The organism is Streptomyces sp. NPDC057486, assembly GCF_042802415.1.
Classification (GTDB): Bacteria; Actinomycetota; Actinomycetes; order Streptomycetales; family Streptomycetaceae; genus Streptomyces; species Streptomyces yanii.
In genome coordinates this window covers 82,068-108,357 of sequence record NZ_JBHVEE010000001.1, presented here as the reverse complement: position 1 = coordinate 108,357, position 26,290 = coordinate 82,068, and the positions used below count along the sequence as shown (strand labels likewise).

Below are 26,290 nucleotides of genomic sequence, written 5' to 3'. Positions count from 1 at the left end.
GATGCCGCAGCTCCCCGCCCCCGCCTACCCGGCCGAGGTGCGCGCCAGGCTCGAAGCGGACGCGAAGGAGGTGATCGCCCGCTACCCCGACAGCCGCTCCGCGCTGCTGCCGCTGCTGCACCTGGTGCAGTCCGAGGAGGGATACGTCTCCCGCACGGGCATGGCGCTCTGCGCCGAGCTGCTCGGCCTCACCACCGCCGAGGTCACCGCGGTCGCCACCTTCTACACGATGTACCGGCGCAAGCCCAGCGGCGACTACCAGGTGGGGGTCTGCACCAACACGCTGTGTGCGGTGATGGGCGGCGACGCCATCTTCGACCGGCTGAAGCAGCATCTCGGCGTCGGCAACAACGAGACGACCGAGGACGGCAAGGTCACCCTCGAACACATCGAGTGCAACGCGGCCTGCGACTTCGCACCCGTGGTGATGGTCAACTGGGAGTTCTTCGACAACCAGACGCCCGAGAGCGCGACGCAGCTCGTCGACGACCTGATCGCCGGGCGCACCGTCGAACCCACCCGCGGCGCCCCACTCTGCTCGTACAAGGAGACCGCGCGGATCCTGGCCGGCTTCCCCGACCAGCGCCCCGGCGCCGTCGAGGCGACCGGCGGAGCGGGCCCCGCCTCGCTGGTCGGCCTCCGGCTGGCGAAGGGTGAGGAACCGCACCCGAAGGTCGTCGCCCCGCGCGGCGAGCAGGCCCGCACCGACGCTCCGCAGCAGACCTCCGCATCCGACCCGGACCACCCGGCCGGTCCCGCAGCAGAGGAGGGAGAGTGATGACGTTGGCAGCCGAAATCAACGACGGGGGCGGCAACGACAGCGGGGCCAGCCCCGAGAAGCTGCTCTCACCCGTGCTCTCCGCCTTCTGGGACGAGCCCGAGTCCTGGACCCTGGACACCTACAAGCGGCACGGCGGCTACGAGGGGCTGCGCAAGGCCCTCGCCATGTCCCCGGACGACCTCATCGCGTACGTCAAGGACTCCGGACTGCGCGGCCGCGGCGGCGCGGGCTTCCCCACCGGCATGAAGTGGCAGTTCATCCCGCAGGGTGACGGCAAGCCGCACTACCTGGTGGTCAACGCCGACGAGTCGGAGCCCGGGACCTGCAAGGACATCCCGCTCCTCTTCGCCAACCCGCACAGCCTCATCGAAGGCATCGTGATCGCCTGCTACGCGATCCGCTCCTCGCATGCCTTCATCTATCTGCGCGGTGAGGTCGTCCCCGTACTGCGGCGCCTGCACGAAGCCGTGCGCGAGGCGTACGAAGCGGGCTACCTCGGGACGAGCATCCTGGGCTCCGGACTCGACCTGGAACTCACCGTGCACGCGGGCGCGGGCGCGTACATCTGCGGTGAGGAGACCGCACTGCTCGACTCGCTCGAAGGGCGACGCGGCCAGCCTCGGCTGCGGCCCCCCTTCCCCGCGGTCGCCGGTCTGTACGCCTGCCCCACCGTGGTGAACAACGTCGAGTCCATCGCCTCGGTTCCCGCGATCCTGAACAACGGCAAGGAGTGGTTCAAGTCGATGGGCAGCGAGAAGTCCCCGGGCTTCACGCTGTACTCGCTCAGCGGCCACGTCGCCAGCCCCGGACAGTACGAGGCCCCGCTCGGCATCACGCTGCGCCAGCTGCTCGACATGAGCGGCGGCATGCGCGCCGGCCACCGGCTGAAGTTCTGGACCCCGGGCGGCTCCTCCACCCCGATGTTCACCGACGAGCACCTCGATGTGCCCCTCGACTACGAGGGCGTCGGCGCCGCCGGTTCCATGCTCGGCACCAAGGCGCTCCAGTGCTTCGACGAGACGACCTGCGTCGTGCGGGCCGTCACCCGCTGGACCGAGTTCTACGCCCATGAGTCCTGCGGCAAGTGCACGCCGTGCCGTGAAGGCACCTACTGGCTCGTCCAGTTGCTCCGCGACATCGAGGCCGGCAAGGGACAGATGGCCGACCTCGACAAGCTGAACGACATCGCCGACAACATCAACGGCAAGTCCTTCTGCGCCCTCGGCGACGGCGCCGCCTCGCCGATCTTCTCCTCGCTGAAGTACTTCCGCGAGGAGTACGAGCAGCACATCACCGGCCGGGGCTGCCCCTTCGATCCCGCCAAGTCGACCGCCTGGGCCGACGACAAGAACGCTCACCAGGGGGTGAACGCATGACAGTCACCACAAGTGCGCCCTCCGGGGGCGGCGAGGCGGCGGTTCCGCCCGAGGACCTTGTCACGCTGACGATCGACGGCATCGAGATCAGCGTGCCCAAGGGCACCCTGGTCATCCGCGCCGCCGAACTCCTCGGCATCGAGATCCCGCGCTTCTGCGACCACCCGCTCCTCGACCCGGCCGGCGCCTGCCGCCAGTGCATCGTCGAGGTCGAGGGCCAGCGCAAGCCGATGGCGTCCTGCACCATCACGTGCACCGACGGCATGGTGGTCAAGTCGCAGCTCACCTCGCCGGTCGCCGACAAGGCGCAGCGCGGTGTGATGGAGCTGCTGCTCATCAACCACCCGCTGGACTGCCCGGTCTGCGACAAGGGCGGCGAGTGCCCGCTGCAGAACCAGGCGATGTCGCACGGCGACCCGGACTCCCGGTTCGACGGAAAGAAGCGGACGTACGAGAAGCCCGTTCCGATCTCCACCCAGGTGCTGCTGGACCGTGAGCGGTGTGTGCTCTGCGCGCGCTGCACCCGGTTCTCCAACCAGGTGGCGGGCGACCCGATGATCGAGCTGATCGAGCGCGGCGCGCTCCAGCAGGTCGGCACGGGCGAGGGCGACCCGTTCGAGTCGTACTTCTCCGGCAACACCATCCAGATCTGCCCGGTCGGCGCACTCACCTCGGCGGCGTACCGGTTCCGCTCCCGCCCCTTCGACCTGGTGTCGTCGCCGTCGGTGTGCGAACACTGCGCGGGCGGCTGCGCGACCCGCACCGATCACCGGCGCGGCAAGGTCATGCGGCGGCTCGCAGCCAACGACCCCGAGGTCAACGAGGAGTGGGTCTGCGACAAGGGTCGCTTCGGCTTCCGCTACGCGCAGCAGCGGGACCGGCTCACCACGCCGCTGGTACGGAACGCGGACGGTGTCCTCGAACCGGCGAGCTGGCCCGAGGCACTGGCTGCCGCGGCCGCCGGGCTCGCCGCGGCACGCGGCAGGACCGGCGTCCTCACCGGCGGCCGGCTGACCGTCGAGGACGCTTACGCGTACAGCAAGTTCGCCCGGATCGCCCTCGATACGAACGACATCGACTTCCGGGCCCGGGTGCACAGCGGCGAGGAGGCCGACTTCCTGGCCGCCCGCGTCGCCGGGCGCGGACGCGACCTGGACGGCAGCGGGATCACCTACACCTCGCTGGAGAAGGCTCCGACCGTCCTGCTGGTCGGCTTCGAGTCCGAGGAGGAGGCGCCCGGCGTCTTCCTGCGGCTGCGCAAGGCCCACCGCAAGCACGGCCAGCGCACCTTCGCCGTCGCCTCGCACGCCACCCGCGGTCTGGAGAAGGCGGGCGGCACGCTGCTGCCCGCAGCTCCCGGCACCGAGACCGAGTGGCTGGACGCGATCGCGGGCGCCGTCGGACTCGACGGCGACGGAGCCGCGGCGGCCGAGGCGCTGCGCGGCGAGGGTGCCGTGATCGTGGTGGGCGAACGGCTGGCCGGCGTACCGGGCGGGCTGACCGCCGCGGTACGGGCGGCCACCGCGACCGGGTCCCGCCTGGTGTGGATCCCGCGCCGGGCCGGCGAGCGCGGTGCGGTGGAGGCGGGCGCGCTGCCGTCGCTGCTGCCCGGCGGCCGCCCGGCCACCGACCCGCGTGCCAGGGACGAGGTGGCGGCCGTATGGGGCGTCGCCGAACTCCCCTCCCGGTTCGGCCGCGACACCGGCCAGATCGTCGAGGCCGCCGCCACCGGCGAACTGGGCGCGCTGCTCGTCGCCGGGGTGGAGACCGCCGACCTGCCGGACCCGGCCCGCGCCCTGGAGGCGCTGGACCGGATCGGCTTCCTCGTCTCGCTGGAGCTGAGGCCCAGCGAGATCACCGAGCGGGCCGACGTCGTCTTCCCGGTCGCCGCGGTGGCCGAGAAGCCCGGCACCTTCCTCAACTGGGAAGGCAGGGCCCGGATGTTCGAGGCGGCGCTGAAGCCCGAGCAGATGACGCGGAGACTCGCGCCGACCGATGCCCGGGTTCTGCACATGCTCGCCGACACGCTCGACGTCCACTTCGCGCTGCCGGATCTGAGGTCCGTACGCCGTGAGCTGGACCGGCTCGGCGGCTGGACCGGTACGCGCGCCGCCGACCCGCACGAGTCGGCGCAGCCGCTGCCCCGGCCCGGCGACGGCGAGGCGGTCCTCGCGGGCCACCGGCTGCTGCTCGACCAGGGGCGGCTCCAGGAGGGCGACGCGGCGCTGGCCGGCACCCGTCACGCGGCGGTCGCCCGGCTCTCCGCCGTCACCGCCGCGGAGACGGGTGTGAAGGACGGCGATCTGCTGGCCGTCACCGGACCGTCCGGCAGCGTCGAACTCCCGCTGCAGGTCACCGACATGCCGGACCGGGTGGTCTGGGTGCCGCTGAACTCCGTCGGGCGGGGCGTACCGGCCGACACCGGCGCCCACCCCGGCGGTCTGGTCCGGATCGGCCCCGCCGCACCGGGTACTCCCGACGTCACACCGGAGGTGCGAGCGTGACTGCCCTCGCTCAACTGGCCTCGGCACCCGACCGTGCCGTACTCGCCGCCGAGGATCTGTCGATGTTCGGCACCGACCCCTGGTGGCTCGTCGTCATCAAGGCGGTGTTCTGCTTCGCGTTCCTGATGGTGACCGTGCTCTTCTCCATCGTGTGGGAGCGCAAGGTCGTCGCCTGGATGCAGCTGCGCATCGGCCCCAACCGGCACGGCCCCTGGGGCATGCTCCAGTCGCTCGCCGACGGCATCAAGCTGATGCTGAAGGAAGACGTCATCGTCAAGCGGGCGGACAAGGTCGTCTATGTCCTCGCGCCGATCGTCGCCGCCGTACCGGCGTTCATGGCGATCGCCGTGATCCCGTTCGGGCCGTCCGGCAACGAGGTCTCGATCTTCGGCCACCGTACGGCGATGCAGCTCACCGACCTGCCGATCGCGATGCTCTACGTCCTCGCGGTCGCGTCGGTCGGGATCTACGGCATCGTGCTGGCCGGCTGGTCCTCCGGATCGACGTACCCGCTGCTCGGCGGATTGCGCTCCTGCGCGCAGATGATCTCGTACGAGATCGCGATGGGCGCCGCGTTCGCCTCCGTCTTCCTCTACTCCGGGTCGATGTCGACCTCGAAGATCGTGGAGGCGCAGCAGGACCGCTGGTTCATCATCCTGCTGCCGGTCTCGTTCATCATCTACATCGTCACCATGGTCGGTGAGACCAACCGCGCCCCGTTCGACATGCCGGAGTCCGAGGGCGACCTCGTCGGCGGCTTCAACACCGAGTACTCGTCGATCAAGTTCGCGATGTTCATGCTCGCCGAGTACGTCAACATGGTCACCGTCTCCGCCGTCTCCACGACGCTGTTCCTGGGCGGCTGGCGGGCCCCGTGGCCGATCAGCACCTTCTGGGAGGGCGCGAACCACGGCTGGTGGCCGATGCTCTGGTTCGTCCTCAAGGTCCAGCTGCTGCTGTTCTTCTTCATCTGGCTGCGCGGCACGCTGCCCCGCGTCCGCTACGACCAGCTGATGAAGCTCGGCTGGAAGGTCCTGATCCCGGTCTCCGTGGTCTGGCTGATGCTGGTCGCGACCGTGCGGGCGCTGCGCAACGAGGGCTACGACTTCTCGAAGATCGTGCTGTACGTGGCCGGGGCCGTGATCGCGATCCTGCTGATCTCCTTCGTCGTCGACATCTTCCGGGACCGCTCGGCCAAGGCGGCCGGGACGGAAGCCGGACCCCGGCCGGAGTTCGACCCGATGGCGGGCGGATTCCCGGTGCCGCCGCTGCCCGGACAGACCCTGCCGCCGGTACCGCGCCGCAGGCCACGGCACGAGCGGGAGCTCGTTGTCAGTGGCGGGCCGGATACCCAGAGTGACGGCAGTCAGATTGGTGGAAGTCCGAGTGACGGAAAGGAGGCTGACGGTGTCTGAGCCATCGGAGTCCACTGGGGACAAGTTCCAGAATCCTGTGGCCGGCTTCGGCGTGACCTTCAAGGCCATGTTCAAGAAGCGGCTGACCGAGCAGTACCCCGAACAGCAGAAGGTGACGGCGCCGCGCTTCCACGGCAGGCACCAGCTCAACCGTCACCCGGACGGCCTGGAGAAGTGCGTCGGCTGCGAGCTGTGCGCCTGGGCCTGTCCCGCTGACGCGATCTATGTGGAGGGCGCGGACAACACCGACGAGGAGCGCTACTCCCCGGGTGAGCGCTACGGCCGCGTCTACCAGATCAACTACGCGCGCTGCATTCTCTGCGGACTGTGCATCGAGGCGTGCCCGACCCGGGCGCTCACGATGACCAATGAGTTCGAGCTCGCCAACACCACCCGCGAGAGCCTCATCTACACCAAGGACGAGCTGCTCGCGGGCCTGGAGGAGGGCATGGTCGACACTCCGCACGCGATCTTCCCGGGCATGGACGAGCAGGACTACTACCGGGGTCTGGTCACCGAGGCGGCGCCCGGCACGGAGCGTCAGGTCGCGGCCTCCAAGGGGGAGTCCAAGGAGCAGGCGGCCAAGGACGAGGAGGTGGACGCATGACCGGCCTGGCCGCAGCGGCCTCCACCACATCGACCGGCGAGGCCTTCCAGTTCTGGGTGCTCGGCACGGTCGCCGTGATCGGCGCGTTGTCCACCGTGCTGATGAAGAAAGCCGTGCACAGCGCGCTGAGCCTCGCCGGGACCATGATCGTCCTGGCGGTGTTCTACCTGGCCAACGGCGCCTACTTCCTCGGCGTCGTCCAGATCGTCGTCTACACCGGCGCGATCATGATGCTGTTCCTCTTCGTGGTCATGCTCGTCGGCGTCACGGCGGCGGATTCGCTGAAGGAGACCCTCAAGGGTCAGCGCTGGCTGGCCGCGGGATGCGGGCTCGGCTTCGGTGTCCTGCTGATCGCGGGCATCGGCAACGCCTCGCTGAACAGCTTCAACGGACTCGGCACCGCGAACGCCGCGCACGGCGGAAACGTCGAGGGGCTGGCCAGCCTCATCTTCACCAAGTACGTCTTCGCCTTCGAGATCACCGGCGCCCTGCTGATCACGGCGACGGTCGGCGCGATGGTGCTCACCCACCGGGAGCGCACCGAACGGGCCAAGACCCAGCGGGAGATGTCGCAGGAGCGCGTACGCGGCAAGCACCTGCCGCCGCTGCCCGCCCCGGGTGTCTACGCCCGGCACAACGCCGTGGACATCGCCGGTCTGCTCCCTGACGGCACCGCGTCCGAGCTCACCGTCATGCAGACACTGCGGCAGCGCGGCCAGATCCGCGACGTGTCGAACGAGTCGCTGGCCGACCTCAAGGCGCTGGAGCAGCGCTCCGAGGAGCGGCTCGGCCGTGACCAGGACGAAGAGGAGGTCACCAAGTGAATCCGGTCAACTACCTCTATCTCTCCGCCCTGTTGTTCACCATCGGCGCGTCCGGGGTGCTGATCAGGCGGAACGCGATCGTGGTGTTCATGTGCGTGGAGCTGATGCTCAACGCCTGCAACCTCGCGTTCGTCACCTTCTCCCGGATGCACGGCAACCTCGACGGCCAGATCATCGCCTTCTTCACGATGGTCGTCGCCGCCGCCGAGGTCGTGGTCGGGCTCGCGATCATCGTGTCGCTGTTCCGTTCCCGCCACTCGGCCTCGGTCGACGACGCCAGCCTGATGAAGCTGTAAGGGGACGCTGAATCGTGGACAACCTCATTGCGCTGCTCGTCGCGGCGCCCCTGCTCGGAGCGGCCGTGCTGCTCTGCGGCGGTCGACGGCTGGACCGCTTCGGACACTGGATCGGCACGCTGCTCGCCGCCGCGTCGTTCGTCGTCGGTGCGGTGCTCTTCGTGGACATGCTGGGGAAGGGTGTCGGCCAACGGGCTCTGCACCAGTACCTGTTCAGCTGGATCCCGGTCGAGGGTTTCCGGGCCGACGTGGCCTTCCAGCTCGACCAGCTGTCGATGACGTTCGTGCTGCTGATCACCGGTGTGGGCACCCTGATCCACATCTACTCGATCGGCTACATGGAGCACGACGAGCGCCGGCGCCGATTCTTCGGCTATCTGAACCTGTTCCTCGCCGCGATGCTCCTGCTGGTCATCGCGGACAACTACCTGCTGCTGTACGTCGGGTGGGAGGGCGTCGGTCTGGCGTCGTACCTGCTGATCGGCTTCTGGCAGCACAAGCCCAGCGCGGCCACCGCCGCCAAGAAGGCGTTCCTGGTCAACCGGGTCGGCGACATGGGCCTGTCGATCGCGATCATGCTGATGTTCACCACGTTCGGCACCTTCGCCTTCGGCCCCGTCCTGGCCTCGACCGGGGAGACGAGCGAGGGCAAGCTGACGGCGATCGGCCTGATGCTGCTGCTCGCCGCCTGCGGCAAGTCGGCCCAGGTACCGCTGCAGTCCTGGCTCGGTGACGCGATGGAGGGCCCGACCCCGGTCTCGGCCCTCATCCACGCCGCCACCATGGTGACCGCGGGCGTCTACCTGATCGTACGCTCGGGCGCGATCTTCAACGCCGCCCCGGACGCGCAGCTGGTCGTCGTGGTCGTCGGTGGGGTCACGCTGCTCTTCGGTGCGATCGTCGGTTGCGCGAAGGACGACATCAAGAAGGCCCTCGCCGGGTCGACGATGTCGCAGATCGGCTACATGATCCTGGCCGCCGGGCTCGGCCCGATCGGCTATGTCTTCGCGATCATGCACCTGGTGACGCACGGCTTCTTCAAGGCCGGGCTCTTCCTCGGCGCGGGTTCGGTCATGCACGGCATGAACGACGAGGTCGACATGCGGAAGTTCGGCGGCCTGCGCAGGTACATGCCGGTCACCTTCATCACCTTCGGCCTCGGCTACCTGGCGATCATCGGTTTCCCCGGCCTGTCCGGGTTCTTCTCCAAGGACAAGATCATCGAGGCGGCGTTCGCCAAGGGCGGCACCGAGGGCTGGATCCTCGGCGCCGTCACGCTGCTGGGCGCCGCGATCACCGCGTTCTACATGACGCGCGTGATGCTGCTGACGTTCTTCGGCGAGAAGCGCTGGCAACCCGACGCCGAGGGGCACGATCCGCACCCGCACGAGTCCCCGAAGTCGATGACCATCCCCATGATCGTCCTCGCGTTCGGTTCGGTCTTCGCCGGAGGGTTCTTCTCCATCGGTGACCGTTTCCTGAACTGGCTGGAGCCGGTCACCGGACACAGCCACGGAGACTCCCCCGTCAGCGCCATGACGGTCACCGCCGCCACCATGGTGGTGCTCGTCATCGGCGTCGCCATCGCCTGGGCGATGTACGGTCGCGGACCCGTCCCGGTCGTCGCCCCGCGCGGCTCGCTGCTCACCCGGGCCGCCCGCCGCGATCTCCTCCAGGACGACTTCAACCACGTGGTCCTGGTCCGCGGCGGCGAGCACCTCACCCGCTCCCTGGTGTACGTCGACCACACCCTGGTCGACGGTGTGGTCAACGGCACGGCCGCAACGATGGGCGGGCTCTCCGGCCGGCTGCGCAAGCTGCAGAACGGCTACGCCCGCTCCTACGCGGTCTCGATGTTCGGCGGTACGGCGGTCGTCATCGCCGCGACCCTGCTGATGAGGGCGGTCTGATCACCATGTCCTTTCCCCTCCTGACAGCGACGGCGGCGCTCCCGGCGATCGGCGCGATCGCCACCGCCGCCGTCCCGGCCGCCCGGCGCACCGCCGCGAAATGGCTGGCGCTGCTCTTCTCGCTGGCCACCCTCGTGCTGGCGGGCATCGTGCTCGCCCGCTTCGAGCCCGGCGGCGCCCGCTACCAGCTCACCGAATCGCACGCCTGGATCAAGGACTTCGGCGTCCGGTACGAACTGGGCGTGGACGGCATCGGGGTGGCGCTCCTGGCGCTCACCGCCCTGCTGATCCCGTTCGTCATCCTGGCCGGCTGGCACGACGCCGATCCCCTGGAGACGAAGTCCTCGCGCTGGCGTCCCACCCAGGGCTTCTTCGCCCTGATCCTGATGGTCGAAGCGATGGTGATCCTCTCCTTCGAGGCCACCGACGTCTTCCTCTTCTACATCCTCTTCGAAGCCATGCTCATCCCGATGTACTTCCTCATCGGCGGCTTCGGGGACCGGGCGCACTCCGGCAGCGACGAGAACGCCGCGGCGCAACGTTCGTACGCCGCGGTCAAGTTCCTCCTCTACAACCTGGCCGGCGGGCTCATCATGCTGGCCGCCGTCATCGGCCTGTACGTCGTCGCGGGCACCTTCTCGCTCTCCGAGATCGCCGAGGCCCGCGCCAACGGCTCGCTCTCCATGGCGACCGACACCGAACGCTGGCTGTTCCTCGGGTTCTTCTTCGCCTTCGCGGTGAAGGCCCCGCTCTGGCCGCTGCACACCTGGCTGCCCAACGCCATGGGCGAGGCGACCTCCCCGGTCGCCGTCCTGATCACCGCGGTCGTCGACAAGGTCGGCACCTTCGCGATGCTCCGCTTCTGCCTCCAGCTGTTCCCCGAGGCCAGCAAGTGGGCGACGCCGGTGATCCTGGTCCTCGCGCTGATCAGCATCGTGTACGGTGCGCTGCTCGCCGTCGGCCAGCGCGACATCAAGCGCCTGATCGCCTATGCGTCGATCTCGCACTTCGGCTTCATCATCCTGGGCATCTTCGCGATGACCAGCCAGGGCCAGTCGGGCGCCACGCTCTACATGGTCAATCACGGCATCTCGACGGCCGCGCTGATGCTGGTGGCGGGCTTCCTGATCACCCGGCGCGGTTCGAGGCTCATCGCCGACTACGGCGGGGTGCAGAAGGTGGCGCCGGTCCTGGCCGGCACGTTCCTGATCGGCGGGCTCGCCACCCTGTCGCTCCCCGGCCTCTCCCCGTTCGTCAGCGAATTCCTCGTCCTGGTCGGAACGTTCAGCGCATATCCGGCGGCCGGCATCATCGCCACCACCGGTATCGTGCTCGCCGCGCTCTACGTCCTCGTCCTCTACCAGCGGACGATGACGGGCCCGGTGAAGGCCGAGGTCCAGGGCATGGCCGACCTGAAGGTCCGGGAGCTGGTGGTGGTCCTCCCGCTCGTCGCGCTCCTGATCTTCCTGGGCGTCTATCCGAAGCCGCTCACGGAGATCGTCAACCCGGCGGTGCAGCACACCATGTCGGACGTACACAAGAAGGACCCCCAGCCTGAGGTGGAGGCCGCCAAGTGAGCGCAACAGCTGTCCACAGCCTGTGGACAATGGCGGGCGGGGTGACAGCGGCCGCCCCGGACGAGAAGTTCAAGGCGCCGGTCATCGAGTACGCCCAGCTGACCCCGGTCCTCATCGTGATCGGTGTCGCCGTCGTCGGCGTACTCGTCGAGGCCTTCGTGCCGCGCCGGGCGCGCTACTACACCCAGGTCTTCCTGACCGTCGTCGCCCTCGCCGCCGCGTTCGCCGCGGTCGTCGGCCTCGCGGCCGGGGGGTACGGCACGACGAAGGCGCACATCGCCGCGATGGGTGCCATCGCCGTCGACGGACCCGCCCTGTTCCTGCAGGGCACCATCCTGCTGACGTCGCTGGTCGCCGTCTTCACCTTCGCCGAGCGGCGGCTCGACCCCGTGGCGCACGGCAACCGCGTCGACTCGTTCGCCGCACAGGCCGCCTCGGTGCCCGGCAGCGAGAGCGAGCAGGCCGCGGTCAAGGCGGGGTTCACCACCACCGAGGTCTTCCCGCTGCTCCTCTTCTCGGTGGCGGGCATGCTGGTCTTCCCGGCGGCCAACGACCTGCTGACGCTCTTCGTGGCCCTGGAGGTCTTCTCCCTCCCGCTCTACCTGCTGTGCGCCGTCGCCCGCCGCAAGCGGCTGATGTCGCAGGAGGCGGCGGTGAAGTACTTCCTGCTCGGCGCCTTCTCGTCGGCGTTCCTGCTCTTCGGGATCGCCCTGCTGTACGGGTACGCGGGCTCCGTCTCGTACGCGGCCATCGCCAACGTGGTCGACGGCTCCGTCACCCAGATCGACCCGGCGCTCGCCGCCACCATGGGCAACGACGTGCTGCTGCTGATCGGCGGCGCGATGATCCTGACCGGGCTGCTCTTCAAGGTCGGCGCCGTCCCGTTCCACATGTGGACCCCGGACGTCTACCAGGGCGCCCCGACCCCGGTCACCGGCTTCATGGCCGCGGCCACGAAGGTCGCCGCCTTCGGTGCGCTGCTGCGCCTGCTGTACGTGGTGCTGCCGGGCCTCAACTGGGACTGGCGGCCGGTCCTGTGGGCCGTCGCGATCGTCACGATGCTGGGCGGTGCGGTCGTCGCCATCACCCAGACCGACATCAAGCGGCTGCTGGCCTACTCGTCCATCGCGCACGCCGGATTCATCCTCGCCGGTGTCATCGCGACGACCCCCAGCGGCATCTCCTCGGTGCTCTTCTACCTGGGTGCGTACTCCTTCGTGACGGTCGGCGCGTTCGCCGTCGTCACGCTGGTGCGCGACGCGGGCGGCGAGGCGACCCACCTGTCGAAGTGGGCGGGGCTCGGACGGCGCTCGCCCCTGGTCGCCGCGGTCTTCGCGGTGTATCTGCTGGCCTTCGCCGGTATCCCGCTGACCTCCGGCTTCGCCGGAAAGTTCGCGGTCTTCAAGGCGGCGGCCGAGGGCGGCGCGGGCGGCCTGGTCGTCGTCGGTGTGATCGCGTCCGCCATCGCCGCGTTCTTCTACATCCGGGTCATCGTGCTCATGTTCTTCAGTGAGCCGAAGGCGGACGGCCCGACGGTCGCCGTCCCGTCCCCGCTGACGATGACGACGATCGCGGTCGGTGTCGCCGTCACGCTGGTGCTGGGCCTGGCCCCGCAGTACTTCCTCGACCTGGCGAGCCAGGCGGGAGTGTTCGTGAGGTGACGCGGAGCGGCCGACCGGTGTCCCGGTTGCCGTTCCGCTCCCGATCGCCGGGCGGGCTCCATGACGAGCCTGCCCGGCGATCGGCTTTCCGGGAGCGGCGGGCAGCGCGGGCTTGTCAAGCGTGGCGGGCGTTGTCACCGGCGGCGCTTATCGTGGCAGGGGACGGCGCAGGAGAACGGGACGGACCCCGGGTGACAGAGCGATGAGCGGGACGGGCGGGACCATGACGGATGTGACCGAGAGCGCCGAGAGCGAAGCGCAGCGGACGCTGCACCGGGTGTTCGGCTACGAGACGTTCCGCGGCGAACAGGAAGCGGTCGTCGACCATGTGGTGGCGGGCGGTGACGCCGTCGTCCTCATGCCCACCGGTGGCGGAAAGTCCCTCTGCTACCAGATCCCGGCCCTGGTCAGACCAGGTACGGGCGTCGTCGTCTCACCGCTGATCGCGCTCATGCAGGACCAGGTCGACGCGCTGCGGGCGCTCGGTGTGCGCGCCGGGTTCATCAACTCCACGCAGGACTTCGACGAGCGTCGGGTCACGGAGGCGGAATTCCTCGCCGGTGAGCTGGACCTGCTGTACCTGGCGCCGGAGCGGCTCCGTCTGGACTCCACCCTCCAGCTGCTCGCCCGCGGAAAGATCTCCGTCTTCGCCATCGACGAGGCGCACTGCGTCGCCCAGTGGGGCCACGACTTCCGGCCGGACTATCTGGCCCTGTCCGTGCTCGGCGAGCGCTGGCCCGACGTGCCCCGGATCGCCCTGACGGCCACGGCGACGAACGCCACGCACCAGGAGATCACCCAGCGTCTGGGCATGCCCGACGCGAAGCACTTCGTCGCCAGCTTCGACCGGCCCAACATCCAGTACCGGATCGTGCCGAAGGCCGACCCGAAGAAGCAGCTGCTCTCCTTCCTGAAGGAGGAGCACGCCGGGGACGTCGGCATCGTCTACTGCCTGTCGCGCAATTCGACGGAGAGGATCGCCGAGTATCTCTGCCGCAACGGCATCGAGGCGGTTCCGTACCACGCGGGTCTGGACGCCGGGACGCGTGCGCGCCACCAGGCACGGTTCCTGCGCGAGGACGGTCTGGTCGTCGTGGCGACGATCGCGTTCGGCATGGGCATCGACAAGCCGGACGTACGGTTCGTCGCCCACCTCGACCTGCCGAAGTCGGTCGAGGGCTACTACCAGGAGACCGGCCGCGCGGGCCGTGACGGGCTGCCGTCCACGGCCTGGATGGCGTACGGCCTCCAGGACGTCGTCCAGCAGCGCAAGCTGATCCAGGGCGGCGAGGGCGACGAGGCGTTCCGCCGCCGCGCGGCCGCCCACCTCGACGCGATGCTCGCCCTGTGCGAGACCGCCGACTGCCGGCGCGCCCGGCTGCTCACATACTTCGGCCAGGAGCCGCAGACCGCGGCCTGCGGCAACTGCGACACCTGCCTCACCCCGCCCGAGACCTGGGACGGCACGGTGGCCGCGCAGAAGCTGCTGTCCACCGTGGTCAGGCTGAAGCGGGAGCGCGGCCAGAAGTTCGGCGCCGGCCAGATCGTCGACATCCTGCTGGGCCGCAAGACCGCGAAGGTCATCCAGTTCGACCACGACCAGCTGTCGGTCTTCGGCATCGGCGAGGAGCTGTCCGAGGCGGAATGGCGTGGCGTGGTCCGGCAGTTGCTGGCCCAGGGCCTGCTGGAGGTCGAGGGCGAGTACGGCACGCTGGTGCTGACGGAGGACAGCGGCTCGGTGCTCGGCCGCGAGCGCGAGGTACGGCTGCGCAAGGAGGCGGCGAAGCCCGCGTCGCGCTCCTCGAAGGGCGAACGCAAGGCGAAGACCTCGGCGGCCGTCGCCGAACTGGCCCCGGAGGCCGTACCGGTCTTCGAGGCGCTGCGGGCCTGGCGTGGCGTCCGGGCGAAGGAGCAGGGCGTCCCGGCGTACGTCATCTTCCACGACGCGACGCTGCGCGAGATCGCGACGGTGCGGCCGGCTTCCCTGGGCGAGCTGGGCGGCATCGGCGGCCTGGGGGAGAAGAAGCTGGCGACGTACGGCGAAGGTGTGCTGGAGGTGCTGGGGTCGTTCGGGGACGCAGGGCCCGAGGCGCCGGACCCGGGACCCGCACCGGTCCCGCACCACGTTCCGGCCCCGGTTCCGGGACCGCCGGTGGCCCCGGACGCGGACCCGGAGTTCGGCTGGGACGAGGAACCACCCGAGTACGAGTGAGCGCCGGGGCGGTGCGGCGGGGGCCGGACTACTCCGGGTCCGCCGCCCGGCGGCGCGGGGTGATCGCGGTGAGATCGAGATCGATCGGGAAGGGCACGGAGACCTTCATCCGGTCGTGGAAGATGCCGGTGGAGATGTAGGCGCCGGTGGCGGGTTCCAGCAGCTCGGGAGGCACCAGCGACTGCAGCTGCCACTCGAAGAAGCTGACCGCCCGCGAACGGAAGAGGGTCTGCGGACTCACGAAAACAAGGCTCCCGTCGATCAGCTCCGTGTGCGGAGGCAGATTCGGGAGTGTGTCCAGGTCATCGGCGGTCCAGCCGCCCACGGGCGGAACCGCCCACCGCGGCTCGGGGGCCTCGGGTTCGACGCTCATGAGTGCTCCCATGCGTCGGAGTCTCGCGGGACTTTCCAGCGTATCCGCCGGGTATGGGATAGGGCTCCCCCGAACGTGTGATCGCCCCGCGCACCGTTGACCGTCGGGAGTCCCGTCCGGCCTCTGTCCCGGTCAGCCGCCGGTCAGGCGCCTGTCCCCGGCCACCTTGCCCGGGTCAGTCGTCCCCGTCGCCTCCGCCGCCCCCCGAACCCGTGCCGCTCCGGTCGGCCTTGTCCTGGCGTACGTTCTGGCGCACCGCGTACGCGGTCCACTCGTCGTGCACCAGGTCGCGCATCGTCGAACGGCTTCTCCAGCCGCCCTGTGCCACGGTGCCCGACAGACCGGTCGCCGAGACCAGCGCGGCCAGTGTGCGGCTCCGCCGGTCCGGGAAGCCGGCTGCCTCGGCGGCCGCGAAGCGTTCCCGGACCGCGGCCGGTCCGGCCGGGTCCGCCGCCGGGTGGCGGTGGTAGGGGAGCAGGCCGAGGAGCCGGTGGGTCTCCCTGCGCAGGACCGAGCGGCCCACCAGATGCTCCAGGCACAGCTCCTCGACGTACCGGCCGGTCCGCCGGATCCACCGCTCGGCGCTGACGCCGCCCGCGGGCCCGCCCTCGTCCGGGGCCGGCAGGCTCCCCAGGACCTGCGCGAGGAGCGGGTCCTGGGGAGCGAGCGGACTGATCACCCGTATCCGGCCGAGCTGTTCGGCGATCCGGCCGTGGAGCTCCAGCTCCGCGAGGACCGCGCCCGCCACCGCGTACTCCAGGAAACGGTTTCGGCAGTACGGCTTGCCGCGCTGCGGGTCCAGGGCGAGCAGGAGCAGTTCCTCGGGGAGCGTGGGCTCCGGGGGAGTGGGGTTCACGACGTGGGCACGATCCGTCCCGTGACCTCGCCGAGGCCGACCCGTGTGCCGTCCGGTCCCGGTGCCCAGGCCGTCATCGTCACGATGTCGCCGTCCTCCAGGAAGGTCCGCTTGCCCTCGGGGAGTTCCAGCGGTTCCCTGCCGTTCCAGGTGAGCTCCAGGAGCGAGCCGCGCTGTCCGGGCTCGGCGCCGCTGACCGTGCCGGAGCCGTACAGGTCGCCGGTGCGCAGCGAGGCGCCGTTCACCGTCATGTGGGCCAGCATCTGGGCCGCCGTCCAGTACATGGTGGCGAACGGCGGCTCGGCGACCACCTGCCCGTTGATCGCGACCGCGATCCGCAGGTCGAGGCCGCCGGGTTCCTCCTCGCCCGTGTCGTCGAGGTAGGGGAGCAGCGGGAAGTCCCGGGCGGGCGGGGCGATCCGGGCCGCTTCCAGGGCTTCGAGCGGCGTCACCCACGGCGATACGGACGTGGCGAAGGACTTGCCGAGGAACGGGCCCAGCGGGACGTACTCCCATGCCTGGAGGTCCCGTGCCGACCAGTCGTTGAGCAGCGAGAGCCCGAAGACATGGTCGCGGAACGCGCCGAGCGGGACCGGCCGTCCCTGCTCCGAGGGGACACCCACCACGAAGCCGACCTCGGCCTCGATGTCCAGCTTGACCGAGGGGCCGAAGACCGGGGCGGCGTCGGAGGGGGCCTTGCGCTGGCCGGAGGGGCGCACCACATCCGTGCCGGAGACGACGACGGTGCCGGACCGGCCGTGGTAACCGATCGGGAGATGCTTCCAGTTCGGCGTCAGTGCGGCGCCGTCCGGCCGGAAGATCTTTCCGACATTGGTGGCGTGGTTCTCGCTGGCGTAGAAGTCGACGTAGTCCGCGACCGCGTACGGCATATGGAGCGTCACCGCCCCGATCGGATGCAGCAGTGGCTCGATGTCCGGGCGGTGCGCAGGAACCGTCACCCACGCGGTCAGGGCCCGCCGGACGTCCCGCCATGCCGTGCGGCCCGCCGACAGCAGTGCGGTCAGGTCCGGCTGGGCGAGAAGCTGGGCGTAGGGCGAGCCGAGCGTGTGCGCCGCGGCTCCGGCGTCCAGCACGTGGCCGCCGATGCGGACGCCGACCCGGCGGTCCTCGGGGTGGTCGTGGGTGGAGAACACCCCGTACGGAAGGTTGTGCGGACCGAAGGGGTCGCCCTCGGCCAGATCGAGCGGGCTGTTCTGCTCGGGCATCTGTTGCTGCCTCGCTTTCCAGGTCGATTGGGGGACACGTTACGTCGGTGTTGCTACCCCGCGGCAGTGTCGCAACTACGCGCAATGGCCGGAAAGTTCCGGCATTCCCCCACGTGAGCAGGGGTACGGCGGTCTTTTCAGCCCGCTGTGCGCGGGATCCGCCTCTCCCAGGTCCGGTGGAAGACGATCTCGTCGCCGTCCTTGCACACCACCTCGTCCGACGTGATGAAGTCGGTCGCGTCCGCACTGATCTCGGACCGCGTCTCGATCCGCGCGTCCCAGGCCGTCTCCGGCCGGTGCAGCCGGATCGTCCAGTCGGAGCGGGTGCGTGCCGACAGCGGGTCGTCCTCCTGGATCGTGTACGTCTCCACCGCGTCCTCGGTGAATTCGAGGCCGTCCGGGTGGACGCGGGTGCCGCCGTGGCGCGGGTCGACCTCCAGCCGCCATTCGCCCCTGGCCACGTCGCGGACCACCAGCCGCTCCGGGCGGGGCTCGTCGAGCGTCACCGGGTGGACGACGCCGAGCGGCTCCGACTGCTCCGCCTGCTCGAACCTGATCGAGGGGTCCTCGGTGCGGCGGCGCACCGGCAGTTCGACGAAACTGCCGTCCGCGTCCAGCGTGAAGCCGGCCGAACCGGCCTGCGGCCAGATCCACGGCCAGTAGGAGGAGGAGACGGCGAGCCTGATCCGGTGGCCGGGCGGGAAGGCGTGCCCGATGCCGTTCAGCTCGAAGGCGACGTCCTCGGTCGCACCGGGCGGCCAGTCGTCGGACCGGTCGCGGCCGTGCCGGGCCGACAGGTTGAGGACCCCGCGGGTGACGAGTGTGGACGCGCCGTCCGGGGCGACGTCGCAGAGCCGGGCGATCGCCTGGCCGCGCGGCACGTCCATGCGGATCCGGAGCGTCACCCTCGGGCGGCCCAGGATCTCGATGGGGGAGTCCTCGACCGGGAACTCGAAGGAGACCGACTTGGCGTCCTCGTCGCGCTGGTCGGGTGGCAGATCGGCGTCGTTGCCGAACGGGAGGAACCGCCCGGCGTCCAGCCCCGTGTGCTGCGGCGAATCGACGGTCTGCGGTCCGCCCCGGAGGGCGTACGTGACCGGCGTGATGTTCTCCGAAGGTCGGCCGGTGTCACCGACCCACCGTCCGGGCAGCGTCTCGTACACCGTCGCGGGCCGGTGCGACTCGCTGATCCAGGACCGCAGCAGCGGCTCGGACATGACGCCGGTGTCCCTGTCCTTGAGGTGCTGGTCCCACCAGCGCAGCGTCTCCTGGAGGAAGCCGATCGAGGGTCCCGGCGGCAGGCCGCGGTCCGGGTACTGGTGCGACCACGGGCCGATCAGCCCGCGCACCTTCGCCGGGTCGAGGTGCTCGACGAGCCGCAGCACGGTGTCGCGGTACGGGTCGTGCCAGCCGCCGACCGCGAGCACGTTCGCCCGGATGGCGGAGTAGTCCTCGCAGACGCTTCCGTGCTTCCAGTAGTCGTCGCGGGTCCGGTGCGCCAGCCAGGTGTGGATGAAGGGCTCGACCGCTTCGAGCCGGTCGCACCACATGTCCTTCCAGTCCTCGCCGACGTGCGCCGGGTCCGGGGGCCGGCAGACGAAGGCGAGCATGGTGGCCGCCCGGGCGTGCATGTCGACGGCGAGGACCGAACCGCCCATGTAGTGCACGTCGTTGTCGTAGCGGTCGTCGGTCGAGCAGACGGTGACGATCGCCTTCAGCGGCTCCGGGGCGAGCGCGGCGATCTGGAGCGAGTTGGAGCCGCCCCAGGAGATGCCGAACATGCCGACCCGGCCGGAGCACCACTGCTGCTCGGCCAGCCAGTGGATGACGGCGACCCCGTCGGCGAGCTCGGTCGCGTCGTACTCGTCGCCCGGCATTCCCTCGCTGTTGCCGTGCCCGCGGACGTCCACGCGGACGGAGGCGTAGCCGTGGCCCGCGTACCAGGGGTGGCGCTGCCAGTCGCGCGGCGCCGTCCAGTCGCTCAGCCGGTACGGCAGGTACTCCAGGAGCGCCGGCACGGGTTCGTCGGTGACCGGCCTCCAGATCCGCGCGTACAGCAGGGTGCCGTCCGGCAGCGGGATGCGGACGTCCTCATGGGTGGTGTCGTACGGGAACCTGGTCCTGATGTGCATGGCGGTACCTCGGTGGAGGGGGTGCACGGTGCGCCTGAGCCAGGGGCCGGCCGCGAAGACGGCCGGACCGGCCCGCACCACGGTGCCGTTCGCCACCGTGTCGGGCCGCCACCGTGTCGGCGAAACGGAGGACCGGGGCGGCCTGCGTGCCGAGGAACGAGAACCGCTTCCGGACCTCCGGGCAGGACAGGGTCATCAGCCCCCGTGACCGGCCGGAACAGGCGTGGTCGTCGGCGGTTGGCGGCTCTGTCTCGTCGAGGGCGGCAGCGCTGTGGGACAAAGGGCCTACTCCTGATCGTATGAGCTGATCACGAACATACCGGCGGTGGCGGGAAGGCGCCCACGGTGATCCAAACGGGACCGGATACGCTGAGTTGAGTGATGACAGCGACACATCGACATTCCGTGTGATCGTCAGCAGACAGGAGATCCCCTCGTGACCGTCGTCGGGCCGTTCGGACTGAGCGTGCGGGACCAGGCTCTTGAGGCCGATGTCCAGACCGGTTTGGCCGCTGTCGAGGCGGGGCTGCTGGATGCCACCAAGAGCGACGTCCCGTTCATCACGGAAGCCGCGCAGCATCTCGTACGGGCCGGGGGCAAGCGTTTCCGGCCACTGCTGGCGATGCTGGCGTCCCAGTTCGGCGACGCGGACGCGCCGGGCGTCGTGCCGTCCGCCGTGGTCGTCGAGCTGACGCATCTTGCGACGCTCTACCACGACGACGTGATGGACGAGGCGGACGTACGCCGCGGCGTCGACAGCGCCAATACCCGCTGGGGCAACTCGGTGGCCGTGCTGACCGGCGACTTCCTCTTCGCGCGCGCCTCGCACATCCTGGCCGACCTCGGCCCGGAGGCCGTACGCATCCAGGCCGAGGCGTTCGAACGCCTGGTCACCGGACAGATCCTGGAGACCGCCGGCCCGCGCGACGGCCGCGACCCGGTCGACCACTACCTCGACGTGATGCGCGGCAAGACCGGCTCGCTGATCGCCGTGGCGTGCCGGTTCGGCGCGATGATGGCCGGCGCCGACGAGTCCGCCGTCGACATCCTCACCCAGTACGGTGAACGGCTCGGCGTCGCCTTCCAGCTTGCCGACGACGTGCTCGACATCGCCTCCGACAGCCACGAGTCCGGCAAGACCCCCGGCACCGATCTGCGCGAAGGAATCCCGACGCTTCCCGTCCTGCACCTGCGGGCGCAGGCGGCGGCCGCAGGCAAGCCGGACGACCTGGAGCTCATTGAGCTGCTGGACGGCGACCTGAGCGACGACGACCGGCTGGCCGAGGCGCTCGGCCGGCTGCGGACGCACCCGGCGCTGGAGCAGGCCCGGCGCGACACCGTCCGGTACGCGGAGGAGGCGCGGGCGACCCTGAAGCCGCTTCCCGAGTGCTACGCGAAGGCCGCACTGGAAGAGCTGTGCGACGCCGTGGTGCACCGCGCGGGCTAGGGCGTGTGTCGGAAGTCCCGCCGTCCGTCCGGAGGGTGGGCCCGGCGGCGTCCGGTGCGTGCGATCGCGAGGCGGAGGGTCGTCCTCGTACTGGACGTACTCGGATGACCCCGACAACGCAGCGAGCGTGCGTGCCAGGTGTCGCGGGGCAGGCGGGACTTCCGACACCCCCCAGTGCCCCTCCGGCGGATCATGTGACGGGTTCGGGCCGGGGGCGTTGCACCCGTCGTGGGACGGGGAATCCGACGAACGGCGAGTGGGCCCGGTCGAAGCCACATGTGCCCAGGACGGTTCGGCGGGGCGGGCGTTGGAAGAGCCACCGCAGGGTGCCGGGGCACCAGGAGGAGCTCGCCAGCCGACAGCACCGGCCCGACGAGGGACGCGGACGCTCCCGGGGCGGACCGGCCTGGAAGATCCATCCGGCCGGTGAAGGTGGTGCCGCCCGCTGTCATTCGTGATCACACGAGGGCAGTGGGGCGACGCACCGCAGCTCGTTCCAGTCGTGCAAGGCGTACAACTCCCGCTGTAACCCGCTACCTGCGCAGACGCCACATCCGAACTTCCGGGCCGTGGCCACGAGGTACGACGAGCCGGCCCACGTCTTCCACGGCACCGTCGTCGTCGCCGCGATCCGGGTCCGGATCCGTCCATGATCCGCCGGACGGAACCTGGCGGTGAGGCGCTGGAAAACCGGTGGAACAGCGCCGCTGTGCTGCCCTACCGTGCTGCCGAGCCAAGTTGTCCAGGCAAGGACGTGCCGTTGTACACCCTGTGAGACCTCCCGAGAGCTGATGTGTCGCGCGTCGCGCATGTGCGCCGCGCTCCTTTTTGCTGCGGACTTCTCACTGGAACCGGGGTACTTCTGTGCTCAAAACCTGGGTGGTCATGCCCACTTGCCTGCCGACCGTTCTCCGCCGTTGCCACGCGTGCGCGTCCGAGCGCTTCCGGGCAAACGGAAAATTTCGTGTCAACGCAAACCACAAGCTCCTCGACGCCTGGCTCCTCGTCCTCTGTACCGCTTGCGGGGACACGGCAAAGCTCACGGTCCTGGAGCGGATGCACGTGCGCTCCGTACGACCTGAGCTGCTGGACCGGCTGCATGACAACGACCCCGGCCTGGCGGCCGAACTGCTCCAGGATCCGGTCGTGCGGCGCCGTAATCGCATCGCCCTCGACTGGGACGACGCGTGGCGCCTCGACACCGGCGGATCGGATCAACCGGACCGCGAGGTGATCGACGTCTCGGTCCGCTTTGCGGCGCGGATCCCTGTCCGGCCGGTGCGACTGATCGCTGACGGTTGCGGTCTTTCGCGGGCCGAGGTCGAGCGACTGATCACGGAGGGGAAACTCGTTTCGGCGGTCCGGCTGAGCGGCAGGCTCTCCGGCGACTTCACCTTCATGCTCAAGCGCTGAGCCCTCCTCGCGGCCAGGGGCCTGTCCGGCAGGATCCGCCGGACAGGCCCCTGGTCCGCTCGTGCGGAGGCTTCAGCGGCGTTCGCCGGCCCCTACCCCTACGGGTCGGGGGAGGGACGACCGTGTTGTGTCATACCGAAGAGGTAGGCGCAGTTGCTTCCGCGGGTTGATGATTCCGCCCGGTGATTTTGGTCAGATGGAGAACAACCACTCCTGACCACATCGGGTGAGAACGGCGGCACGGAGTGGACGAGTGCATCCGGACGGAAGCCGCCGACCACGGAGGTAGGGCACACATGGCACCGAACGACAGCGCAGAGACCACCGGCAGCGCCACGAGCACCACGGCCGCCCGCAGAAAGGCGGCCCGCTACGTCGTCCCGGTCGCGGTGGCGGGGGTGGCGGCCGCGACGATCGGTCTGGTCCCGGCGCTCGCGGACTCCGGTGACCCCGAACTGCCGAAGATCAGCGCACAGAAGCTCATCGAGAAGATCGCGGCCTCGGACACCCAGCAGCTCTCCGGCACGGTACGGGTCAGCAGCGACCTCGGCATCCCGTCGCTGGGTGGTCTGGCCGAGTCGTTCGCCCAGAGCGCCGGCGGCGAGCAGGGTGGTTCGAGCGCCGCCCCGAAGGACAGGCTGACGGAGCTCGCCTCCGGCACGCACACGCTGCGGGTGGCCGCCGACGGCCCCGACAAGCAGCGCGTCTCCATTCTGGACAGCGCCGCCGAGTACAGCGTGATCCGCAACGGGGACCAGCTGTGGGCATACGACAGCAAGTCCGACGAGGCGTACCACGCGACCACCGACAAGGCCCCGGACGCCGGGAAGCACGAGGGGCGCACGGCCCCGGAGGGCGTGCCGACCACACCGAAGGCGCTGGCCGAGCAGGCGCTCAAGGCGGCGGACTCCACCACCTCCGTCACGGTCGACGGCACGGCGCAGGTCGCCGGGCGTGATGCGTACAAGCTGGTCATCAAGCCCAAGCAGAGCGGCTCGACGATCGGCGCGATCACCGTTGCAGTCGATGCGAAGAACGGCGTACCGCTGAAGTTCACCCTCTCCCCGAGCAGCGGTGGCAAGGCGGTGATCGACGCCGGGTTCACCAGCGTCGACTTCTCCAGGCCCGCCGCGTCCTCGTTCACGTTCACCCCGCCCAAGGGCACCGAGGTGACCGAGGCGGGCGAGGCGAAGGCGGAGAAGGACGTCGAGAAGGGGCCGGAGGGACTGACCGGTCTGGACAAGATCGCCGGCGGCGGAGGCGCGAAGGTCATCGGCGAGGGCTGGGGCGCGATCTACGCGATCGAGGCACCGGCCGGCGAGGGACTCCCCTCGTCGGAGAAGAATGCGGATGTTCCGCCCGCGGCCCAGCAGTTCCTGGACTCGTTCGGCGACAAGGTCACCGGAAAGTTCGGCTCCGGCACGGTCTTCAAGACCCGCCTGGTCAACGCCCTGATGACGGACGACGGCAAGGTCTACGTCGGTGCGGTCACCAAGGACGCGCTCGTCAAGGCGGCCGACAGCGCCGCCAACTGACGTTCCCGTCCTTCCTGCACCGCACCACCGCCCCGCCGTACCCTCCGTACGGCGGGGCGTTCCGTTACCCGAACCATGGGGAGTTGCGCATGACAGAGCCCGGTGCCGTGACCGAGTCCTCGGTGGTGCCCCGGACCGGAACGGCCGTGATCGAGACCCGGGGTCTCACCAAGCGGTACCGCGGCGGCCAACTCGCCGTCGACGGACTCGACCTCAGCGTTCCCGACGGCAGCGTCTTCGGCTTCCTCGGGCCCAACGGCTCCGGGAAGACCACCACGATCCGGATGCTGATGGGGCTGATCGCTCCGACGTCCGGTACCGCCCGGGTCCTCGGCGACCCCATGCCGGGCGCCGCCCGCACCGTGCTCCCGCAGGTCGGAACGCTGATCGAAGGACCCGCGCTGTACGCGTTCCTGACCGGCCGGGACAACCTCGTACGGTACGACTCCGCCGACCCGACCGCCGATCCGCGCACCCGCCACGCCCGGGTCGCCGCCGCCCTGGACCGGGTGGGACTCGCCGCCGCGGCGGGCAAGAAGGCGAAGGCGTACTCGCTGGGCATGAAGCAGCGCCTCGGGCTCGCCGCCGCCCTGCTGCAGCCGCGCCGTCTCCTCGTCCTGGACGAGCCGACCAACGGACTCGACCCGCAGGGCATGCGTGAGATCCGCACCCTGGTCCGGGAACTGGCGGCGGACGGCACCACCGTCTTCCTCTCCTCCCACCTCCTCGACGAGATCGAACAGGTCTGCACGCACGCCGCGGTCATGGCCAGGGGGCGGCTGATCACCCAGGGGCCGGTCGCCGACCTCGCGGCCGGCACCCGCGGCAGGCTCGCCGTCACCACTCCCGATCCCGCCGACGCCGCCCGCATCCTCAAGGAACACGGCCTCACCGGCGTCACCGTCGACGGCGACCGGGTCACCGCCGAACCCCCACCGCGCGAGGTCGAGCTCGCCGACCTGAGCGGGGCGCTGGTCCACGGCGGTGTACGCGTACGTTCCTTCGGCGTCGAACGGGCCTCGTTGGAGGACGCCTTCGTCGCACTCACCGGAGAGGGTTTCGATGTCGCAGGCTGAAATCGCACCCGTGCGGGCGGGCCGCTCCCGCTGCCCGCTGTGGACGTTCGGGATCCTCCGCTCCGAACTGGCCACGACCCTGCGCCGCGGGCGCACGCTCGCGCTGCTCGGGGTGCTGGCCGCCGTCCCCGTGCTGATCGGGATCGCGGTGAAGGTCCAGACGAGCGACGGCTCGCCCGCCGGGCCGCCCGACGGCGGGGGCCCGGCGTTCCTCTCCCAGGTGACCAACAACGGCCTGTTCCTGGTCTTCGCCGCCCTGGCGGTGACGCTTCCGGTCTTCCTGCCGCTGGCCGTCGGCGTCGTCGCGGGCGACGCGATCGCGGGCGAGGCCAGCGCGGGCACCCTGCGCTATCTGCTGGTCGCACCCGCGGGCCGGACCCGGCTGCTGCTGACCAAGTACACCGCCACCCTCGCGTTCTGCCTGACCGCGACCCTCGTCGTGGCGGTGTCGGCGCTCGTCGTCGGGGCGCTGCTCTTCCCGGTCGGCGAGGTCACGACGATCTCCGGGACCCGGATCGGCGTCGGCGAGGGGCTCCTGCGGGCCGGCCTGATCGCGGTGACGGTGGCGGCGTCACTCATCGGGTTCGCGGCGCTCGGACTGTTCATCTCGACGCTCGCCGGCAGCGGGATCGCGGCGATGGCCGCGACGGTCGGGGTGCTGATCACCGTACAGATCCTGGACACGATCCCGCAGTTGAGCGGCATCCACCCGTATCTCTTCCCGCACCACTGGTTGTCCTTCGCGGACCTGCTGCGCGATCCCGTCTACTGGGACGGGATCGTCAAGAACCTGGGGCTGCAGGGGCTGTACGCGGCGGTGTTCGGCTCGGCGGCCTGGGCGCGCTTCACGACGAAGGACATCACGGCCTGAGCGGGCGGGCCTTCGTCGGGTCCGGCCGCGCCGTCGGCCGGGCGAGCCGTCCCCCGATCGGCTCGTCGCGGCACGTACGGCACGAACGGTGCGAACAGTCGGAACGGACCGACACGGCACGTTCCGTTTCCGCTTGAACATTGTTCGACTTTTGGCGACGGGCTGTCAACAAGAATCAGATCAAACGCGCCTATGCTC

Annotated in this window: 20 protein-coding genes and 1 pseudogene; 17 read left to right on the top strand and 4 right to left on the bottom strand. The window is 70.1% G+C overall.

From position 1 onward, the window contains the following. Nucleotide 1 precedes the first annotated feature (1 nt). The 11 genes from nuoE to recQ all read left to right on the top strand — a co-directional run bounded on the left by nuoE (nt 2) and on the right by recQ (nt 15,163). Nucleotides 2–778, top strand: a complete 777-nt coding sequence (gene nuoE, locus ACFU6I_RS00555) for an NADH-quinone oxidoreductase subunit NuoE (RefSeq protein ID WP_376666265.1) — start codon at nt 2–4, stop codon at nt 776–778. Beyond that, complete coding sequence (gene nuoF, locus ACFU6I_RS00550; RefSeq protein WP_384359877.1) at nt 775–2,157, top strand: NADH-quinone oxidoreductase subunit NuoF; 1,383 nt, start codon at nt 775–777, stop codon at nt 2,155–2,157. Before nuoE ends, nuoF begins: the two co-directional genes overlap by 4 nt. Then, a complete protein-coding gene (locus ACFU6I_RS00545; protein WP_384359875.1) occupies nt 2,154–4,661 on the top strand; it encodes an NADH-quinone oxidoreductase subunit G in 2,508 nt (835 codons plus the stop codon). The genes nuoF and ACFU6I_RS00545 overlap by 4 nt, the downstream gene beginning before the upstream one ends. Further along, entirely contained in the window at nt 4,658–6,076 is a 1,419-nt protein-coding gene (nuoH, locus tag ACFU6I_RS00540) for an NADH-quinone oxidoreductase subunit NuoH (protein WP_384359874.1), read from the top strand. Before ACFU6I_RS00545 ends, nuoH begins: the two co-directional genes overlap by 4 nt. Further along, nucleotides 6,069–6,683 (top strand): NADH-quinone oxidoreductase subunit NuoI, encoded by a 615-nt coding sequence (nuoI, locus tag ACFU6I_RS00535; protein WP_384359872.1) that lies wholly within the window; start codon nt 6,069–6,071, stop codon nt 6,681–6,683. The genes nuoH and nuoI overlap by 8 nt, the downstream gene beginning before the upstream one ends. Further along, nucleotides 6,680–7,507 carry an NADH-quinone oxidoreductase subunit J gene (locus ACFU6I_RS00530; protein ID WP_266982719.1) on the top strand — a complete coding sequence of 276 codons (828 nt, stop codon included), beginning with the start codon at nt 6,680–6,682 and terminating at the stop codon, nt 7,505–7,507. Before nuoI ends, ACFU6I_RS00530 begins: the two co-directional genes overlap by 4 nt. Further along, on the top strand, nt 7,504–7,803 hold the full coding sequence (gene nuoK / locus ACFU6I_RS00525; RefSeq protein ID WP_037693122.1) for an NADH-quinone oxidoreductase subunit NuoK: 300 nt from the start codon (nt 7,504–7,506) through the stop codon (nt 7,801–7,803). The genes ACFU6I_RS00530 and nuoK overlap by 4 nt, the downstream gene beginning before the upstream one ends. A gap of 14 nt (nt 7,804–7,817) precedes the next feature. Beyond that, on the top strand, nt 7,818–9,713 hold the full coding sequence (gene nuoL / locus ACFU6I_RS00520) for an NADH-quinone oxidoreductase subunit L (protein ID WP_384359870.1): 1,896 nt from the start codon (nt 7,818–7,820) through the stop codon (nt 9,711–9,713). A 5-nt stretch (nt 9,714–9,718) separates the two neighbouring features. Beyond that, on the top strand, nt 9,719–11,290 hold the full coding sequence (locus ACFU6I_RS00515; protein WP_384359868.1) for an NADH-quinone oxidoreductase subunit M: 1,572 nt from the start codon (nt 9,719–9,721) through the stop codon (nt 11,288–11,290). Beyond that, on the top strand, nt 11,287–12,951 hold the full coding sequence (gene nuoN, locus ACFU6I_RS00510; RefSeq protein ID WP_384359866.1) for an NADH-quinone oxidoreductase subunit NuoN: 1,665 nt from the start codon (nt 11,287–11,289) through the stop codon (nt 12,949–12,951). The genes ACFU6I_RS00515 and nuoN overlap by 4 nt, the downstream gene beginning before the upstream one ends. A 202-nt stretch (nt 12,952–13,153) precedes the next feature. Next, nucleotides 13,154–15,163, top strand: a complete 2,010-nt coding sequence (recQ, locus tag ACFU6I_RS00505) for a DNA helicase RecQ (RefSeq protein ID WP_384359864.1) — start codon at nt 13,154–13,156, stop codon at nt 15,161–15,163. Between the two features lie 28 nt (nt 15,164–15,191). On the opposite strand, the gene ACFU6I_RS00500 is transcribed toward recQ, so the two are convergent. From ACFU6I_RS00500 to ACFU6I_RS00485, 4 genes are all read right to left on the bottom strand, one after another. Further along, nucleotides 15,192–15,536: a hypothetical protein gene (locus ACFU6I_RS00500; RefSeq protein WP_384359862.1), complete on the bottom strand. Its 345-nt coding sequence runs from the start codon at nt 15,534–15,536 to the stop codon at nt 15,192–15,194. Between the two features lie 175 nt (nt 15,537–15,711). Further along, nucleotides 15,712–16,392: a GPP34 family phosphoprotein gene (locus tag ACFU6I_RS00495; RefSeq protein WP_384359860.1), complete on the bottom strand. Its 681-nt coding sequence runs from the start codon at nt 16,390–16,392 to the stop codon at nt 15,712–15,714. Next, nucleotides 16,389–17,618 (bottom strand): fumarylacetoacetase, encoded by a 1,230-nt coding sequence (gene fahA / locus ACFU6I_RS00490; protein WP_384359858.1) that lies wholly within the window; start codon nt 17,616–17,618, stop codon nt 16,389–16,391. The genes ACFU6I_RS00495 and fahA overlap by 4 nt, the downstream gene beginning before the upstream one ends. Before the next feature lie 137 nt (nt 17,619–17,755). Beyond that, nucleotides 17,756–19,750, bottom strand: a complete 1,995-nt coding sequence (locus ACFU6I_RS00485; protein ID WP_384359856.1) for a CocE/NonD family hydrolase — start codon at nt 19,748–19,750, stop codon at nt 17,756–17,758. Nucleotides 19,751–20,186: 436 nt separating this feature from the next. Here ACFU6I_RS00485 and ACFU6I_RS00480 point away from each other — a divergent pair, with 436 nt between their 5' ends. From ACFU6I_RS00480 to ACFU6I_RS00455, 6 genes and pseudogenes are all read left to right on the top strand, one after another. Then, entirely contained in the window at nt 20,187–21,197 is a 1,011-nt protein-coding gene (locus ACFU6I_RS00480; RefSeq protein ID WP_384359854.1) for a polyprenyl synthetase family protein, read from the top strand. Nucleotides 21,198–21,391: 194 nt separating this feature from the next. Next, nucleotides 21,392–21,850: pseudogene (locus ACFU6I_RS00475) on the top strand (hypothetical protein). A gap of 211 nt (nt 21,851–22,061) precedes the next feature. Further along, complete coding sequence (locus tag ACFU6I_RS00470) at nt 22,062–22,610, top strand: DUF1062 domain-containing protein (protein WP_384359852.1); 549 nt, start codon at nt 22,062–22,064, stop codon at nt 22,608–22,610. A gap of 296 nt (nt 22,611–22,906) precedes the next feature. Beyond that, nucleotides 22,907–24,145, top strand: a complete 1,239-nt coding sequence (locus ACFU6I_RS00465) for an outer membrane lipoprotein carrier protein LolA (RefSeq protein ID WP_384359850.1) — start codon at nt 22,907–22,909, stop codon at nt 24,143–24,145. A gap of 89 nt (nt 24,146–24,234) precedes the next feature. After that, on the top strand, nt 24,235–25,221 hold the full coding sequence (locus ACFU6I_RS00460; protein ID WP_384359848.1) for an ATP-binding cassette domain-containing protein: 987 nt from the start codon (nt 24,235–24,237) through the stop codon (nt 25,219–25,221). After that, the gene (locus tag ACFU6I_RS00455) at nt 25,208–26,092 is read left to right on the top strand and encodes an ABC transporter permease (RefSeq protein WP_384359846.1); all 885 of its coding nucleotides are present in this window, start codon (nt 25,208–25,210) and stop codon (nt 26,090–26,092) included. The genes ACFU6I_RS00460 and ACFU6I_RS00455 overlap by 14 nt, the downstream gene beginning before the upstream one ends. The last annotated feature ends 198 nt before the right edge of the window (nt 26,093–26,290 follow it).

Coding starts and splice junctions, on each gene's coding strand:
- fahA (WP_384359858.1), bottom strand. CDS start 17,618: ATGCCCGAGCAGAACAGCCCGCTCGATCTGGCCGAGGGCGACCCCTTC.
- ACFU6I_RS00530 (WP_266982719.1), top strand. CDS start 6,680: ATGACCGGCCTGGCCGCAGCGGCCTCCACCACATCGACCGGCGAGGCC.
- ACFU6I_RS00460 (WP_384359848.1), top strand. CDS start 24,235: ATGACAGAGCCCGGTGCCGTGACCGAGTCCTCGGTGGTGCCCCGGACC.
- ACFU6I_RS00500 (WP_384359862.1), bottom strand. CDS start 15,536: ATGAGCGTCGAACCCGAGGCCCCCGAGCCGCGGTGGGCGGTTCCGCCC.
- ACFU6I_RS00455 (WP_384359846.1), top strand. CDS start 25,208: ATGTCGCAGGCTGAAATCGCACCCGTGCGGGCGGGCCGCTCCCGCTGC.
- ACFU6I_RS00545 (WP_384359875.1), top strand. CDS start 2,154: ATGACAGTCACCACAAGTGCGCCCTCCGGGGGCGGCGAGGCGGCGGTT.
- ACFU6I_RS00485 (WP_384359856.1), bottom strand. CDS start 19,750: ATGCACATCAGGACCAGGTTCCCGTACGACACCACCCATGAGGACGTC.
- nuoE (WP_376666265.1), top strand. CDS start 2: ATGCCGCAGCTCCCCGCCCCCGCCTACCCGGCCGAGGTGCGCGCCAGG.
- ACFU6I_RS00515 (WP_384359868.1), top strand. CDS start 9,719: ATGTCCTTTCCCCTCCTGACAGCGACGGCGGCGCTCCCGGCGATCGGC.
- recQ (WP_384359864.1), top strand. CDS start 13,154: ATGAGCGGGACGGGCGGGACCATGACGGATGTGACCGAGAGCGCCGAG.
- ACFU6I_RS00465 (WP_384359850.1), top strand. CDS start 22,907: ATGGCACCGAACGACAGCGCAGAGACCACCGGCAGCGCCACGAGCACC.